The 14,589-nt window shown below is 70.0% G+C and carries 15 protein-coding genes and 1 pseudogene; 5 read left to right on the top strand and 11 right to left on the bottom strand.

Annotated features, from left to right (window positions below):
• Window positions 1-27: 27 nt before the first annotated feature.
• Complete coding sequence (locus HIR79_RS08210) at window positions 28-1,407, bottom strand: class II fumarate hydratase (RefSeq protein ID WP_169957953.1); 1,380 nt, start codon at window positions 1,405-1,407, stop codon at window positions 28-30.
• 203 nt (window positions 1,408-1,610) lie between these two features.
• Between HIR79_RS08210 and HIR79_RS08205 the strand changes: the two genes are divergently transcribed.
• Window positions 1,611-1,994: a phasin family protein gene (locus HIR79_RS08205; protein WP_502708674.1), complete on the top strand. Its 384-nt coding sequence runs from the start codon at window positions 1,611-1,613 to the stop codon at window positions 1,992-1,994.
• Window positions 1,995-2,165: 171 nt separating this feature from the next.
• Complete coding sequence (locus HIR79_RS08200; RefSeq protein ID WP_169957951.1) at window positions 2,166-2,702, top strand: carboxypeptidase-like regulatory domain-containing protein; 537 nt, start codon at window positions 2,166-2,168, stop codon at window positions 2,700-2,702.
• 27 nt (window positions 2,703-2,729) lie between these two features.
• On the opposite strand, the gene hda is transcribed toward HIR79_RS08200, so the two are convergent.
• The gene (hda, locus tag HIR79_RS08195; RefSeq protein ID WP_119020875.1) at window positions 2,730-3,431 is read right to left on the bottom strand and encodes a DnaA regulatory inactivator Hda; all 702 of its coding nucleotides are present in this window, start codon (window positions 3,429-3,431) and stop codon (window positions 2,730-2,732) included.
• Window positions 3,428-4,504, bottom strand: coding sequence for an AI-2E family transporter (locus HIR79_RS08190; protein ID WP_169957950.1), 1,077 nt, complete (start codon window positions 4,502-4,504; stop codon window positions 3,428-3,430). Before HIR79_RS08190 ends, hda begins: the two co-directional genes overlap by 4 nt.
• Window positions 4,505-4,680: 176 nt before the next feature.
• Between HIR79_RS08190 and purM the strand changes: the two genes are divergently transcribed.
• Window positions 4,681-5,748, top strand: coding sequence for a phosphoribosylformylglycinamidine cyclo-ligase (gene purM / locus HIR79_RS08185; protein WP_169957949.1), 1,068 nt, complete (start codon window positions 4,681-4,683; stop codon window positions 5,746-5,748).
• Window positions 5,745-6,476 carry a phosphoribosylglycinamide formyltransferase gene (gene purN, locus HIR79_RS08180; protein ID WP_169957948.1) on the top strand — a complete coding sequence of 244 codons (732 nt, stop codon included), beginning with the start codon at window positions 5,745-5,747 and terminating at the stop codon, window positions 6,474-6,476. The genes purM and purN overlap by 4 nt, the downstream gene beginning before the upstream one ends.
• An 86-nt stretch (window positions 6,477-6,562) precedes the next feature.
• Here the strand turns inward: purN and dcd are convergent, their stop codons facing one another.
• From dcd to HIR79_RS08150, 6 genes are all read right to left on the bottom strand, one after another.
• Window positions 6,563-7,129 carry a dCTP deaminase gene (gene dcd / locus HIR79_RS08175; RefSeq protein WP_110068068.1) on the bottom strand — a complete coding sequence of 189 codons (567 nt, stop codon included), beginning with the start codon at window positions 7,127-7,129 and terminating at the stop codon, window positions 6,563-6,565.
• Between the two features lie 101 nt (window positions 7,130-7,230).
• Window positions 7,231-8,034 carry an iron-sulfur cluster carrier protein ApbC gene (gene apbC, locus HIR79_RS08170; RefSeq protein ID WP_283241859.1) on the bottom strand — a complete coding sequence of 268 codons (804 nt, stop codon included), beginning with the start codon at window positions 8,032-8,034 and terminating at the stop codon, window positions 7,231-7,233.
• 155 nt (window positions 8,035-8,189) lie between these two features.
• Window positions 8,190-9,206 (bottom strand): coiled-coil domain-containing protein, encoded by a 1,017-nt coding sequence (locus HIR79_RS08165; protein WP_169957947.1) that lies wholly within the window; start codon window positions 9,204-9,206, stop codon window positions 8,190-8,192.
• Between the two features lie 178 nt (window positions 9,207-9,384).
• Window positions 9,385-10,128, bottom strand: a complete 744-nt coding sequence (locus HIR79_RS08160; RefSeq protein ID WP_169957946.1) for an RNA pseudouridine synthase — start codon at window positions 10,126-10,128, stop codon at window positions 9,385-9,387.
• Window positions 10,125-10,769, bottom strand: a complete 645-nt coding sequence (locus HIR79_RS08155; protein WP_169957945.1) for a hypothetical protein — start codon at window positions 10,767-10,769, stop codon at window positions 10,125-10,127. The genes HIR79_RS08160 and HIR79_RS08155 overlap by 4 nt, the downstream gene beginning before the upstream one ends.
• Window position 10,770: 1 nt before the next feature.
• A complete protein-coding gene (locus HIR79_RS08150; RefSeq protein ID WP_169957944.1) occupies window positions 10,771-11,445 on the bottom strand; it encodes a polyamine aminopropyltransferase in 675 nt (224 codons plus the stop codon).
• Window positions 11,446-11,611: 166 nt separating this feature from the next.
• Between HIR79_RS08150 and HIR79_RS08145 the strand changes: the two are divergent.
• Window positions 11,612-12,549, top strand: a pseudogene (locus HIR79_RS08145) (YihY/virulence factor BrkB family protein).
• Between the two features lie 38 nt (window positions 12,550-12,587).
• Here HIR79_RS08145 and HIR79_RS08140 read toward each other — a convergent pair.
• Both HIR79_RS08140 and HIR79_RS08135 read right to left on the bottom strand, forming a co-directional pair.
• Window positions 12,588-12,815: a lipopolysaccharide assembly protein LapA domain-containing protein gene (locus tag HIR79_RS08140; protein WP_110068075.1), complete on the bottom strand. Its 228-nt coding sequence runs from the start codon at window positions 12,813-12,815 to the stop codon at window positions 12,588-12,590.
• Between the two features lie 114 nt (window positions 12,816-12,929).
• Window positions 12,930-14,348: a phospholipase D-like domain-containing protein gene (locus HIR79_RS08135; protein ID WP_169957943.1), complete on the bottom strand. Its 1,419-nt coding sequence runs from the start codon at window positions 14,346-14,348 to the stop codon at window positions 12,930-12,932.
• Window positions 14,349-14,589: the final 241 nt, after the last annotated feature.

Raw genomic sequence — 14,589 nt, 5'->3', positions numbered from 1 at the left:
GCGGGCCGGGACCCCGCCGGCCCTCCTCTACTCCGGAATCCCGCCTCGGGTCAGCGCCGCCGGGTCCAGCAGCCGCTCGAGCTCCTCACGGGAGAGCTCGGTCTGCTCCTCGGCGACGTCGAGGATCGGCCGTCCCGCCTGATAGGCCTGCTTGGCGATCGCCGCGGCGGCGTTGTAGCCGATCACGGCGTTGAGCGCCGTGACCAGGATGGGGTTACGCGCCAGAGGCCCGGCCAGGTTCTCCTCGCGCACCTTGAAGGTGGCGATGGCGCGATCGGCCAGCAGCCGCGCGGTGTTGCTCATCAGGGTGATGGTGGTCAGCAGGTTGTGAGCCACCAGCGGCAGCATGACGTTGAGCTGGAAGCTGCCGCTCTGCCCAGCCACCGTCACCGCCGCATCCAGGCCGATGACCTGAGCGGCCGCCTGGGCCGCGGACTCCGGAATCACCGGGTTGACCTTGCCCGGCATGATGGAGCTGCCCGGCTGCAGCGCCTCGAGCTCGATCTCGCCGAGGCCGGCCAGGGGGCCGGAGTTCATCCAGCGCAGGTCGTTGGCGATCTTCATGATCGCGCAGGCGAGCCCCTTGAGCTGGCCGGAGAGCTCCACCGCGGCGTCCTGGGCGGCCAGGCTGGCGAAGAAGCTGTCGTTGGGCGCAAAGGTAAGTCCGGTCTGGGCCGAGAGATGGGCCGCTACCCGCTCGGCGAGCTCCGGGTGGGCATTGATGCCGGTACCCACCGCCGTGCCCCCCTGGGCGAGTCGGCAGAGCCGCACCTGGGCCGCATCGAAGCGTTCGATGGCCTGGCCGACCTGACTCGACCAGGCGCCCAGCTCCTGGCTCATGCGCAGCGGCATGGCGTCCATCAGGTGGGTGCGGCCGGTCTTGACCACGCCGTCGAGCTCGGCGGCACGGGCATCGATGGTCTCGCGCAGGTGCACCAGCGCCGGTCGCAGCCGGCCGGTCAACTCCAGCGCCGCCGCAACGTGAATGGCGGTGGGGATAACGTCGTTGCTGGACTGCCCCATGTTGACGTGGTCGTTGGGGCCCACCTCGAGCCCCTCCCGGCTGGCCAGGGTGGCGATCACCTCGTTGACGTTCATGTTGCTGGAGGTGCCGGAGCCGGTCTGGAACACCTCCACGGGAAAGTGCTCGTCGTGCTCGCCGCGAATCACCGCCTCAGCGGCGGTGGAGATCGCCTCGGCGCGCGCCGGATCCAGCAGGCCAAGCTCCGCATTGACCTGGGCCGCCGCCAGCTTGATACGGGCGATGGCGTGAATGAAGGCGGCGGGCATCGGCTGCCCCGACACCTGGAAGTTGTTCACGGCGCGCTGGGTCTGGGCGCCATAGAGGGCATCGGCCGGCACCTCCAGCTCTCCCATGCTGTCGTGTTCCTTGCGCATCTTGCTCATGGCGGGCTCCTCGAAGGGGGATGGAACCAGGCTGGCTGGGGTTTGGGTTCACCATGGCGCCGCCGACGGCGTCCTGCAAGTCCGAGGAGGGAGAACGAAATCGCTCGACAATGTTGCAGTGCACAAACCGCTCTGCTATTGTGCAATGCAACAGGGCAGGTAACCTGCTCATTCACACCAGATGAACCAGGAGGTTCGCCATGATGAACGCCTTCAACTTCGACTCCAAGCAGTTCGACACCCAGCAGTTCGACGCCCTCTTCTTCGGCCCGGCCCGCGCCTACGCCTCCCTGTCCGTGGACTACGCCGAGAAGCTGGCCCACGCCCAGCTGGACGCCACCAAGGCCTACACCGACACCGGCCTGGCCCAGTTGCGCACCCTGATGGCCGTCAAGGATGCCGAAGGCCTGAAGAGCTACATGGAAGGCCAGCAGAAGGTCGCCAAGGACCTGGCCGAGCGCCTGAAGGGCGACGCCGAGAAGGTCGTGGCCCTGCAGCAGGACTTCGTCCAGCAGAGCCAGAAGCTGACCGAAGAGAACGTCAAGCAGGCCCAGGCGACCGCCACCAAGGCTACCGCCCAGAAGTAAGCCGCCGCTGCCGGCCAGGCCGGCAACCGCCGCGCTTCAGAAAAGCCGCCGCCCTCCGGGGCGGCGGCTTTTTGCTGGGCGCTCGACACGCACGGCGTGGCCTGGGCAGCGGCTTGCGCTATGCTCTTGGGCTGGCACAGGGCGCCGATGAACCTCTCAGGGAGTGACACCATGAAACGCTGGATACCGATGCTGCTGCCGGGGCTGCTGCTGGCCGGCTGCGAGATCATGCCCCCCGCCCCGACGCCCACCGAGCGCATCGAGGTGGTCGACCGCGAGGTCGAGCCGGCCGAGGAGGTCCGCGAGGTCGCTCCCGGGCGTGTGGCTCGCCAGGTGGCCTTCCCCGCCGCCGAGTATGCCGCCCTGGAGAAGTCGGGCAGCGCCGTGATCAGCGGTCGACTGATGCTGGGCGGCCAGCCGGTGGCGGGCGCCGGCGTCTCCGCCGCGCCGGTGACCACCTACTCCGCCGAGGCGGCGGAGAAGGCGCTGGCCGGCATCGCCGTGGAGCCCGCCGACCCGCGGGCGCGGGAGTACACCCACAGCACGCGCACCGACGGCAGCGGCCGCTTCCGCCTCACCGGCCTGCCCGCAGGCGCGTTCTACCTCTCCGGCGCCGGTCCCGACCCGCGCACCGGCGAGGCGCGGGTGGTGATCCGCCAGGTGCAGCTGAGCCGTGGCCAGCAGGTGGAGGTCGAGCTCAGCCGCTGAGCGGCCAAGGCGGCGCGGCCAGCCGCCCTACCAGCCCAGCGCCTGCTTGACGAAGGGAATGGTCAGCTTGCGCTGGGCGGAGAGCGAGGCGCGGTCCAGGGTGGCCAGCACCTCGAAGAGTTCGCCCAGCCGTCGCGGCCCGCGATGCAGGATATAGCGGGCCACCTCGTCCGGCAGCGCCATGCCCCGCCCCCGGGCGCGCAGCTGCAGCGCGGCCAGCCGCCCGGCATCGTCGAGCCCCTGGACGTGGAAGGTGACGCCCCAGGTGAGCCGCGAGGCGAGATCGGGCAGCTTGACCGGCAGCTGCCGGGGAGCGGCGTCGGCCGCCACCAGCAGCCGCTTGCCCGCATCACGCAGGCGATTGAAGGCGTGGAACAGCGCCTCCTCCCAGCGCTTGCGCCCGAGCACCCGCTCCAGGTCGTCGATGGCCACGAGGTCGAGGCGTTCGATCTCCTCGAGCATCAAGGGCGGGAAGTGCCCAAGCTCCGCCAGCGGCAGGTAGAGGGCGCGCAGGCCCCGATCCGAGGCGGCATGGCAGGCGGCCTGGAGCAGGTGGCTGCGACCCACGCCCTCCCCGCCCCACAGGTAGAGGAAGGGTTCCCCGCTCTCGTCCAGCTGCTGGACCAGGCGAGCGACCAGGCTGGCATTGGGCCCGGGATGGTAGTTGGCGAAGGTGGCGTCGTCACGCAGGCCGACGCCCAGCGGCAGCTGCGCCGGGGTCCTGCTCATGGCGCCTCCTCATCGTCGCGTCGAGCGAGCGTGGCGTCGTACAAGGTACTGTTCTTGTAGCGTTCATTGAGCTCGCGCAAGAGTACCATGATCACCGCCGCCGCAGGCAGCGCCAGCAGCACCCCGGTGAAGCCGAACAGGTTGCCGCCGGCCAGCACGGCGAAGATCACCGCCACCGGGTGCAGGCCGATGCGGTCCCCCAGCAGCTTGGGCTGCAGCACCGTACTCTCGATCGCCTGGCCGATGCTGAACACCGCCACCACGCCCAGCAGCGCCAGCCAGGTGCCGAACTGGAAGAAGGCGACGATCAGCGCGATGCTGATGCCGACGATGAAACCCAGGAAGGGCACGATGCTGGCCAGCCCCGAGATCAGCCCGATCAGCACCCCGAAGCGCACCCCCATCAGGGTGAGCCCCAGGCCGTAGATCACCCCCAGGCTCAGCATCACCAGCAGCTGGCCGCGCAGGAAGGCCGAAAGCACATCGTCGCAGCGCCCCGCCAGGCGCACGGCATCGGCCTCCCAGCCCCGGGGAAGGAGGTCTCGCAGGCTCCCCATCAGGCGATTCCAGTCGAGCAGCAGGTAGAAGGTCACCACCGGGATCAGCGACACATAGGTCACCCAGGTGACGAAGGCCATGCCCGAGCGCCCCACCTGCCCCAGCACCTGAGCCAGGTAGCCACCGGCATCCTGCCAGTGCTCGGCCAGGGTCGTCTGGACGTTTTCCAGCTCCGCCGCCACGTCGAAGCCGGTCCAGGCCTGGATCTGCGGCGCCAGCACCGACTCCAGCCACTCGAAGATCCCCGGGATCATCTGGCCGAACTGGCGCAGCTGCTGGACCAGCAGGGGAATCAGCACCAGCAGCCCCACCGCCAGCAGTACCAGCAGCACCAGGAAGACGGCACTGACCGCCAGCGGCCGCGACGCTCCCCAGCGCTCCAGCCGGTTGGCCAGGGGGTCGACCAGATAGGCCAGGATCATCCCGGCGATAAAGGGCATCAGCATCGCCTCGAGGCGCAGCATCAGCCACACCAGGGCCACCGCCGCCGCCAGCACCCACCACTCTCTGCGCATCCTGCTCTCCCTGTGCTGCCGCGCGGGCATGCCCTCACGGCTGCCTGCACGGCGTCTTGATGCTACAATCCTGCACCCGATCTTGATTCAGCAGCCGCTCTTGCCCATCCGCCTGGACCACGCCTGCGCTGACAGCCGGTGCGGCCCACGCCGACGACCTATCGACAGGACCCGAGATGACCGACTCCCCCTCTTCCCGCCCCTCGCTCAGCTACAAGGATGCCGGCGTCGACATCGATGCCGGCAACGCCCTGGTCGACCGCATCAAGGGCGTCGCCAAGCGTACCACTCGACCCGAGGTGATGGGCGGGCTGGGTGGCTTCGGCGCCCTGTGCCAGCTGCCGAGCGGCTACCGCGAGCCGGTACTGGTCTCCGGCACCGACGGCGTGGGCACCAAGCTGCGCCTGGCCATGGACCTTGGCCGCCACGACACCATCGGCATCGACCTGGTGGCCATGTGCGTCAATGACCTGATCGTGGCCGGCGCCGAACCGCTGCTCTTCCTCGACTACTATGCCACGGGCAAGCTGGATGTGGACATCGCCACGGACGTGGTCTCCGGCATCGGCGAGGGCTGCGAGCAGGCCGGCTGTGCCCTGGTGGGCGGCGAGACCGCCGAGATGCCCGGCATGTACGAGGGCAGCGACTATGACCTGGCCGGCTTCTGCGTCGGCGTCGTCGAGAAGTCCGAGATCCTCGACGGCAGCAAGGTGGCCGAGGGCGACGTGCTCCTGGGCATCGCCTCCTCGGGCCCCCACTCCAACGGCTACTCGCTGATTCGCAAGATCCTCGAGGTGTCCGGTGCCAGCCTCGACGCCGACATCGGCGGCATGGCACTGGGCGATGCCCTGATGGCGCCCACCCGCATCTACGTCAAGCCGCTGCTGTCGCTGATTCGCGAGAGCGGCGTGCCGGTCCACGCCCTCTCCCATATCACCGGCGGTGGCCTTACCGAGAACCTGCCCCGGGTGCTGCCCGACAGCCTCGCGGCCAAGGTCGATGTGACCAGTTGGGCCCGTCCGGCGGTCTTCGACTGGCTACAGCAGCAGGGCAACGTGGCCGAGGAGGAGATGTACCGGGTGCTCAACTGCGGCATCGGCATGGTGGTGGTGGTGCCGGCCGAGAAGGCCGACCAGGCCCGCGCCCACCTGCAGGCCCTGGGCGAGACGGTGCATCGCATCGGCGAGATCGTCGCCCGGGACGGCGACGAGGAACAGGTTCGCCTGGAGAACCTTCGGGCATGAGCGATACCGACTATGCCAGCGACACCCTGAACGACTTCGCCTCGGAGCCGGTCGGTGCGCGCCGGGTGGTGGTGCTGATCTCCGGCAGCGGCAGCAACCTGCAGGCACTGATCGACGAGCAGACCCATGACCGCCTGGGCGGCGAGATCGTCGCCGTGATCTCCAACGAGCCCGACGCCTACGGCCTCACCCGCGCCCGGGAGGCCGGGATCGACGCCGTGGTGCTCCCCCACCGCGAGTACGACAGCCGCGAGGCCTACGATGGCGCCCTGATCAAGGTGATCGAGCGCCACGAGCCGGACCTGATCGTGCTGGCCGGCTTCATGCGCATCCTCACCCCGCGCTTCGTGCAGCGCTTCCTGGGGCGGATGCTCAATATCCACCCCTCCCTGCTGCCCGCCTACCAGGGGCTCGACACCCACGCCCGCGCCCTGGCCGACGGCGTCGCCGAGCACGGCTGCAGCGTGCACTTCGTGACCGAGGAGCTCGACTGCGGCCCCGTGGTGATCCAGGCGGCCGTCGACGTGGCCGAGGGCGAGACCGAGGCGAGCCTCAAGGAGAAGGTGCACGCCCGGGAGCACCTGATCTATCCCATCGCGGTGAAGTGGTTCCTGGAGGGGCGCCTGCAGTTCGCGCCCGGCGGCGCCACCCTGGACGGCATGCCGCTGCCGGCACAGGGCGTGCGCCTCTCCCACGCCGACGCGGCCGAGGAGCTGGACGAGCAGTAGCGGCAGCATGATGCCGCCCCAACGAAAGACCCGCCGGCGTCCGACGCCGGCGGGCCTTGTCGTTTCCAGCAGCAGGCGCGCCGCGGTTACGTACGGGGGAGAGTGACCCCGCGCTGCCCCATGTACTTGCCGCCGCGGTCCTTGTAGGAGGTCTCGCACACCTCGTCGGACTCCAGGAAGAGCATCTGCGCCACGCCCTCGTTGGCGTAGATCTTGGCCGGCAGGTTGGTGGTGTTGGAGAACTCCAGGGTCACGTGACCCTCCCACTCCGGCTCCAGCGGCGTCACGTTGACGATGATGCCGCAGCGCGCGTAGGTGGACTTGCCCAGGCAGATGGTCAGCACGCTGCGCGGGATACGGAAGTACTCGACGGTGCGCGCCAGGGCGAAGGAGTTGGGCGGAATCACGCAGACGTCGCCCTTGATGTCGACGAAGCTCTTCTCGTCGAAGGCCTTGGGGTCCACCACCGCCGAGTGGATGTTGGTGAACACCTTGAACTCGTCGGCACAGCGCACGTCGTAGCCGTAGCTGGAGGTGCCGTAGGAGATCACCCGACGGTCATTCACGTAGCGAACCTGGTCGGGCTCGAAGGGGTCGATCATCCCCTCCTGCGCGGCCATGCGGCGGATCCACCTGTCGGACTTGATGCTCATCGGGACATTTCCTGCTGAAGTGAAGTCTTGGGCCTGGGCGCCAGGCCGCGGGGCCACATGATAGCGGCCCCGGCCACGGGCGTCACCTCGACGCCGCGGGCTCAGTCGCTGAAGGAGATGCTGGGCCCCTCATCGGCCTGCGCCTGCACCTGCGCGGCCACCTGGCGGGCCATGTCGCGGAAGATGGCCGTCACCTCGCCGTCGGGTTCGGCGACCACCGTGGGCCGCCCGCCGTCGACCTGCTCGCGAATGGAGAGCGCCAGGGGCAGCCGGCCGAGCACCCGGGTCTCGTACTCTGCGGCGATGCGCTCGCCGCCCCCCTCGCCGAAGATCGGCTCGGCGTGGCCGCAGTTCGAGCAGACGTGGAGACTCATGTTCTCCACCACGCCGAGCACCGGCACCTTCACCTTGCGGAACATCTCGATCCCCTTGCGGGCGTCGAGCAGGGCGATGTCCTGGGGGGTGGTGACGATCACCGCGCCGTCCACCGGCACCTTCTGGGCCAGGGTCAGCTGGATGTCGCCGGTGCCCGGTGGCATGTCGATGAACAGGAAGTCCAGGTCATCCCACTGGGTCTGGGTCAGCAGCTGCTGGAAGGCACCGGCCACCATGGGCCCGCGCCATACCATGGGCTCCCGGGTGTCGACCATGAAGGCCATGGACATCGCCTGGAGGCCGTGGGCCTCGAGCGGGTGCATGCGGTTCTCGCCCGCGGCCTGGGGCCGCACGCCCTCGCCTACCCCCAGCATCTGGGCCTGGCTGGGCCCGTGGATATCGGCATCCAGGATGCCGACCCGATAGCCTTCGGCCGCCATGGCCAGCGCCAGATTGACGGTGACGGTGGACTTGCCCACGCCGCCCTTGCCGGATGCCACGGCGACGATATGCTTGACCCCTTCGATCACGGACTGCTCCTCTCGCTTGTCATCTGCCGGGGCCTGCGTCGCCGCCCCGCGCTGTCGGACCAGTATACCCATAGGGCCCGGCGCCGTCCCGGCTCCCCCAACGGCGAACGGCGGGCCGAAGCCCGCCGTTGCCCTGGCGCCATCCCGGGAGATGACTACTCCTCGTCGGCCTCTTCGGCGGTGACGCTGGCCTCGAGATCGGCCAGCTCGCTGCGCCAGGTGGCCAGCTGGGCCTCCAGGCGCTCGAGCTGCTGCTCGCGGCGCTCCGCTTCGGCCTCGATGGTGGCCACCTCGTCGCGGCCGATGCCGATGGCGATCATCAGGTCGTCGCGCTCGGCGCGGGCCTCCTGCACCTCGGCGCGAGCGGCGTCACGCTCGTCGCGGGCCTCGCCGACCTCCTCGGCGACCTCGTCGCGCCAGATCTCCAGCGCCTCGATCTCCTCCTCGAGGGCCTCGAGATGGGCCTGGCGCTCCTCGAGCTCGGCCTCGATGCCGGCCAGCCGCTCCTCGGTCTCCTCGACCCGCTCCTGCAGCGACGCCAGCTCGGCATCGGCCTCATCGCGAGCCGCCTCGGCCTGCTCGCGAGTGTCGACCGCCTGCTGGCGCTCCTCCTCGGCCTCCTGACGGGCGGCCTCCGCCTCCTGGCGTGACTCCTCGGCATCCTGGCGGGCGGCCTCGGCGTCGTCGCGCGCCTGTTCGACGGCCTCGACCTCCTCGCCCAGCGCCTCGAGCGCGGCCTGCAGTTCGGCCTGCTGCGCCTCGAGGGCCTCGAGCTCCTCCTGGAGGCCATCGCGCTGCTCGGTGAGCGACTCGAGCTGCGCCTCGGCCTCGCCGATCTCGGCATTCAGACGCTCGAGCTCGCCGCGCGCCTCGGCCTGCTCCTCGGCCATGGCGGCCTCGGCGGCATCGCGCTCGTCCTGGAGTTCGGCCAGGCGCGCCTGCAGCGCCTCGATCTCCTCGCCGGCCTCGTCGCGCTCGTCGAGCTGACTGGCCAGCGTCTGGTTGCGCGACTCCAGCGCGGCGAGCTCCGCCTCCAGGGCCTCGCGAGCCTCACGATGAGAGCCGGAGTTGGACTGGGCGACGAGGGCCCAGATGACGGCGACGGCGGCGACACCCGCCAGCCCCTTGACACGGTTGTCCTTGAACGGTGATGTCTGGGAGGTTTCCGACATGGATGCATCCTCTGTGAGTCAACCTAGGGATCGGGACCGGCCGGCATAGGCCGAGCGGCCAAGCACTTCGAATCCTGCCCGGGTGGCGTTCAGGCGATCAGGATTCCAACCTACTGAAGCCCAGCATACAGAGGGGGTCTCACAGGGGAAAGGGACGGCGCCGGGGGAGGCTCAACGCTCAGAAGCGCTCCGCGGCCCTGAGAAACCGCCACTCGCCCACCGGCACCCGACCCAGCGACACCCCGCCGATGCGCAGCCGGCGGGTGGCGACCACGGTCAGCCCCACGGCCCGGCACATCAGCTCCAGCTGGCCGGGCACCATGCCCTTCAGCGCGAAGCGCAGGCGAGTCTCGCTCTGCCAGCTGACCTTGCCGGGCGCCAGCCGTCGTCCCGGCACCGCCGTGCCATCCCGCAGCGATGCGAGCTGACGCTCGTCCAGGCTGCCGATCACCTCCACCTGCCATTCTTCCTCCAGGCGCGTCCGCCCCTCGTCGAGACGCCGCGCCACCCCACGATCCTGGGTGAACACCAGCAGCCCCTCCTCGCCGGGGGCCAGCGGCAGCAGCGTGGTCAGGCCGCGAAAGTGCGCCTTGAGGGGGGCCTGGCCGGCGGGGTCCTCGGCCCAGTGGGTGGCCTTGCGGATCAGCCGCCTCGCCAGGTCCTCGCCTTCGCCCCCGGCCTCGGCGGCAGCAATGTCGGCGGGCGCATTGAACAGCAGGGTGGCCGGCGGGATCTCCCGGGGCGTGGCGCCGGGGGCGAGCTCGATACGCTCATCGGCGACCTTGAACTGGGGCTCCTCGACGATGCGGCCATCGACCCTCACCCAGCCACCGGCGATATAGAGCTCGGCCTCGCGGCGCGAACAGGGCAGCTCGCGGGCCAGCCGCTTGGAGAGCCGCTCACCGGCGTCCGTGTCACTCATGTTTCATCCTTCTGCTGATCAATGGGGGTAGGGGACTGATCAATGGGGTGGGGTGGCGCCTCGAGGCGCCAGTTGGAGAGCCAGGGGATGCCCCGCACCTCCACGTCCAGGCTGCGCAGCCAGCGGGCGGTGACCAGGTTGGACTGGTGGGTCAGCCAGTAGGCGCGGGGATAAGGCACGAAGGCGAGATCGAACTCCTCGCTGTAGACCGGAGCGACCCCTGGCGCCTCGAAGTGGGCATCCAGACGGCGCTTGAGGGCTACCACCCGGGCCTCTTCGGCCACCAGCGGATAGACCCGCACCAGCCCTTCCGGAGCGAGGCCCGACAGCTCGCCCCGGGTGGTGATTGTCTCGTGCACGCCGCGCCCCAGGCCGCTGGCGGTGGGCCAGAGCAGGGCCGAGGCACCGGCCAGCAGGTGGCGCTCGCCCTCCACGTACCAGCGCCACTCGCCGTAGCTGTAGCGCACCATGCCGCCCTCCCGGCGCGGCAGCACCAGGCTGGCGTGGCGGCCGTGGTCGAGCAGGTAGACCGTCACCGGCGCCACGCTGGCCTCCGGCGGGGTCAGCCGCCCGGCACAGCCGACCAGGCCCAGCAGGGCGAGCAGCAGCGCTCCCCGGATCAGCGCGCTCGAGGTGCCCATCTCAATGGGCCAGCCAGATGCAGTGCTTGGCCCCCTTGCCGGGGCGATGGGCGCGCACCGTGACCGTCTCGACCAGCAGACCGACCCGGCGCAGGCGCTCGGTGAAGGCCGGATCCTGGCCCGCCGACCACACCGCCAGCATGCCGTCGGGGCGCAGCGCCGCCTGGGCGGCGGCGAGCCCCTTGGGCGAGTAGAGCCAGTCGTTCTCGCGCCGGGTCAGCCCCTCGGGACCGTTGTCCACGTCGAGCATGATGGCGTCGAAGCCGCCGGGCTCGCGGCGCAGCAGCTCGCCCACGTCGCCCACGCTGACACGGGTGCGCGGATCGTCGAGGGGGTAGCCGGCGGCGGCGCCGAGCGGGCCCCGATTCCACTCCACCACCCCCGGCACCAGCTCGGCCACCACCACCTCGGCGTCCTCCCCCAGGGCGGCCAGCGCCGCGGCCAGGGTGAAGCCCATGCCCAGGCCACCCACCAGCACCCGGGCCGCGGGACGCTCGGCGATGCGCTGGCAGGCGAGCTCGGCGAGGGCATCCTCGGAGCCGTGCAGGCGCGTGTTCATCAGCTCGCCGGCGGTGCCGGCGATGCGGATGGAGAATTCATCATTGCGCCGCAGCAGGCGCAGCTCGGTGCCCTTGCCGGGAATGCTGGCGGTGCCGATCAGTTCGAACTTGGCCATGGTGTCTCGCTGCCGTGGGAATGGGGTGAAGCCGAGGCGTGACATTATGCTGACTGTCGTCCCGCCGTACCATTATTTGGCCGTTGCCCCGCCGGCAGGCAGCGGCATTGGCAACGAGTGCTGGGCGGGGCGTATGATGCAGGTACGCCCATGGATGGCCTCCGCCATGACTGCATCGCCGCCCAGGCGCCCCTCGCGCCCCCTGCCCCTCCTCACGCTGCTGCCGCGGGTGGCCCGCTTCCTGTGGCGGGTGCTCACCGCCTTCCTGCGCAACCGCGGCATCCTGCTGGCCGGCGGGGTGGGCTACAACATCCTGCTCTCCATCGTGCCGCTGTTTGCGCTGCTGGTGGTGCTGCTGGCCCGGGTGGTGGACGAGGCGCACCTGCTCGGAGTGCTGAGCATCCAGGCCCAGCACCTGGCCCCGGCCCACGCCGAGGTGCTGCTGGAGGCGGTGCGCGCCCTGCTCGACACCCGCGAGGTGATCGGCATCCTCGGCTTCCCGATCCTGCTGCTGTTCAGCTCCTTCGCCTCCGCATGCTGGAGGACGCCCTGGCGATCATCTTCCATGCCCCGGACACCCACCATCACGGCCGCAGCGCCTGGGTCTCGGTGCTGCTGCCCTATGCCTTCATGGTGGTGCTGGGGGCGGGGCTGATGGCGCTGACCCTGCTGGTCAGCCTGCTCAGCTCGCTCAACGCGCTATGGCTGGCGCTCTTCGACCGCGAACTGCCGCTGGCCGGACTCTCGGATCCGGTGCTCAACCTGGCCAGCTTCTTCGGGGTCTTCCTGCTCTTCAGCGCCATCTACAAGGTGCTGTCGGTGGTCAAGGTCGCCCTGCGCCGGGCGGTGATCGGCGGCCTGGTGGCCGCCCTGCTGTGGGAGGGGGTGCGCCTGCTGCTGGTCTACTACTTCGCCAACATCTCCTTCGTCAACGCCGTCTACGGCTCCCTGGCCACCCTGATCGTGATGCTGCTGAGCCTGGAGGTGGGGGCCATCATCCTGCTACTGGGCGCCCAGGTGATCGCCGAGCTGGAGCACAACGCCCGCCAGGGGTTGGCGTGGCACATCGACCCCCGCCGCCAGGCCGTCACCCATGTGGAATAAGGTGGCAGCGCCGGGGGTGAGAAGGCCCGCAGGCGCCCTCAGCGACGGGATGTCTCCGAGCCGCCCTGGCGCAGCCGGCGGATCAGACCCATCAGGCTCTTGCCACTGATCATGCCCAGCAGGTAGATCGCCACCAGCAGCAGGGCCAGGGGCAGCGACAGGCTCCAGGTCAGGAAGCGCACCTCCACCACGGCGATGTTCTGCACGAAGAGAATCAGTACCAGGGCCGTGATGATCAGCTTCACGGCCAGCAGCAGCTTGTCCATGCCCGCTCTCCTTGTCGAATCGGCCCTTCCAAGCTGGTCGGTGAGCCTCGCCCTGTCAAGGCATCCCCCGCCGCAGGGCCGGGACGCCGTCAGAAGGTAGAGAGCCTTCAGCCGTCAGAAGGTAGAGAGCCCGGTGGCCTCCATGATCCGGTAGCGCCAGCGCTGCCAGACGGTGGCGTCATCGTGTGCCGCGAAGGGCTCGCTGGTGGTGCGCTCCGGGGAGCTCTGCCAGCGGCGCTCGAAGAAGGCCGCGGCCTGCTCGAGGGCCGGCGAGCCGGGGGCGTCCAGCAGCCGGACGCTGGTCTCCAGGTTGAGGTTGTCGAGGTTGCGCCGGGTGAAGTTGGCCGAGCCGAGGATCAGCTCCGCCTCGCCCCCCCGGGCGGGTCGGCGCAGCAGCAGCTTGCTGTGGCACTGCTCGCCCCGGGTGGCGCACCAGCGCACCGCGATGCCCGCCTCGACGAGCTCATGGGCCACCGGTCGGTTGGGGATGCCGCCCTTCTCCAGGCCGAAGGCATCGCGATTGAGGTCCAGCAGGGCGCGCACCTCGGCGCCCCGCTGCCGGGCCCGCTTGAGCGCCTCGATCACCTCGCGGTGGGAGAGGTAGAAGACCGCCAGGTCGAGGCGATCCCCCTCGCCGCTGGCCCCGATGGCGGCGAGCAGGGCATCGCGGATCGCCCCTTCGGTGAGCACCTGTAGCCTTCCACCCTCGGGGGTGGGCGGGGCCGGCCGTGGCCCCGGGCCCGGCAGGCGGACGCCGGACCAGGCGGCGACCGTGCGCTCGGAGGCCAGCAGGTCCAGGGCGGCGGCCCCCGCGAAGCGCAGGGCCACGTTGCCGTGGAGGCTGCTGGCGTCGTGGGGGTTGGCGGAGGTCACCAGCCCCGCCCAGCCCTCGCCGCGATCCACCACCAGGGTCTTGCGATGGTTGGCGTTGAAGTTGAGCAGCGCCAGGTAGCTGCGCAGGGTGACCCGTCCGGGCCCCAGGGCATTGGGCAGCCAGCCGCCACGGGCGCTGTTGCCGAGCCAGCGCGCCCCCAGGTACCAGAGGCCCGACCACAGTGGGTTGGAGGCGCGCAGCCGATCGAGGTCGGTCAGCACCACCTCGATGCCGGCGTGGCGCAGCACCTCCAGGTGCTCGGGCTCGATGCCGCCGTAGAGCGTATTGAGCGGATCGCTGATCACCACCACCTGGAGCTCGGGATGATCGCGCTTGCGCTCGACCAGGGCGTCGGTCAGCTCGGCACTGAGCGGCCGCAGGCCGTCGGCGTCGCCGGCGAAGTCGTTGAACAGGAAGATGTCCAGCACTACCAGGCGCCGGGCCTGACCGATCAGCGCCAGCACCTCGTCGAAGATGACCTGCTCGAGGCGACGCTCCCCCGCCGCATCGAACCAGGACTCGTCGGCCAGGAAGCGCACCTCATCGGCCGCGCGCTGCGGCCAGGCCACGCCGACGCCCGCCGGCAGCGGCTTGACGCGCTGCCAGAGGCCCATGGCGACCCAGGCCGCCAGCGCCGCCGTCACGATCCATGGCCACATGCGCCCTCCTCGTCTCGTCCACGTACAGCCCCTCGGGCGCTCCCCGGCTCACGTATCGGGGCCCATTGGACCAAAGTTTACGTTTACGTAAGCTACTGAAGTAAGCCTCCGCGTGTCGACAACAATGCCGTCATATGCCGGCGCCTTGGCGGCATTTCCCCGTCATTTCGCGATACTTCCACCGCTCGCCGCAAAGATTGTCGACACTCCCGACCTGCCGGGGACGAGCCGCCTCGTTACA

The organism is Halomonas sp. PGE1, assembly GCF_013000985.1.
GTDB lineage: Bacteria > Pseudomonadota > Gammaproteobacteria > Pseudomonadales > Halomonadaceae > Halomonas > Halomonas alkalicola.
This window is presented reverse-complemented; position numbering and strand designations above follow the sequence as displayed.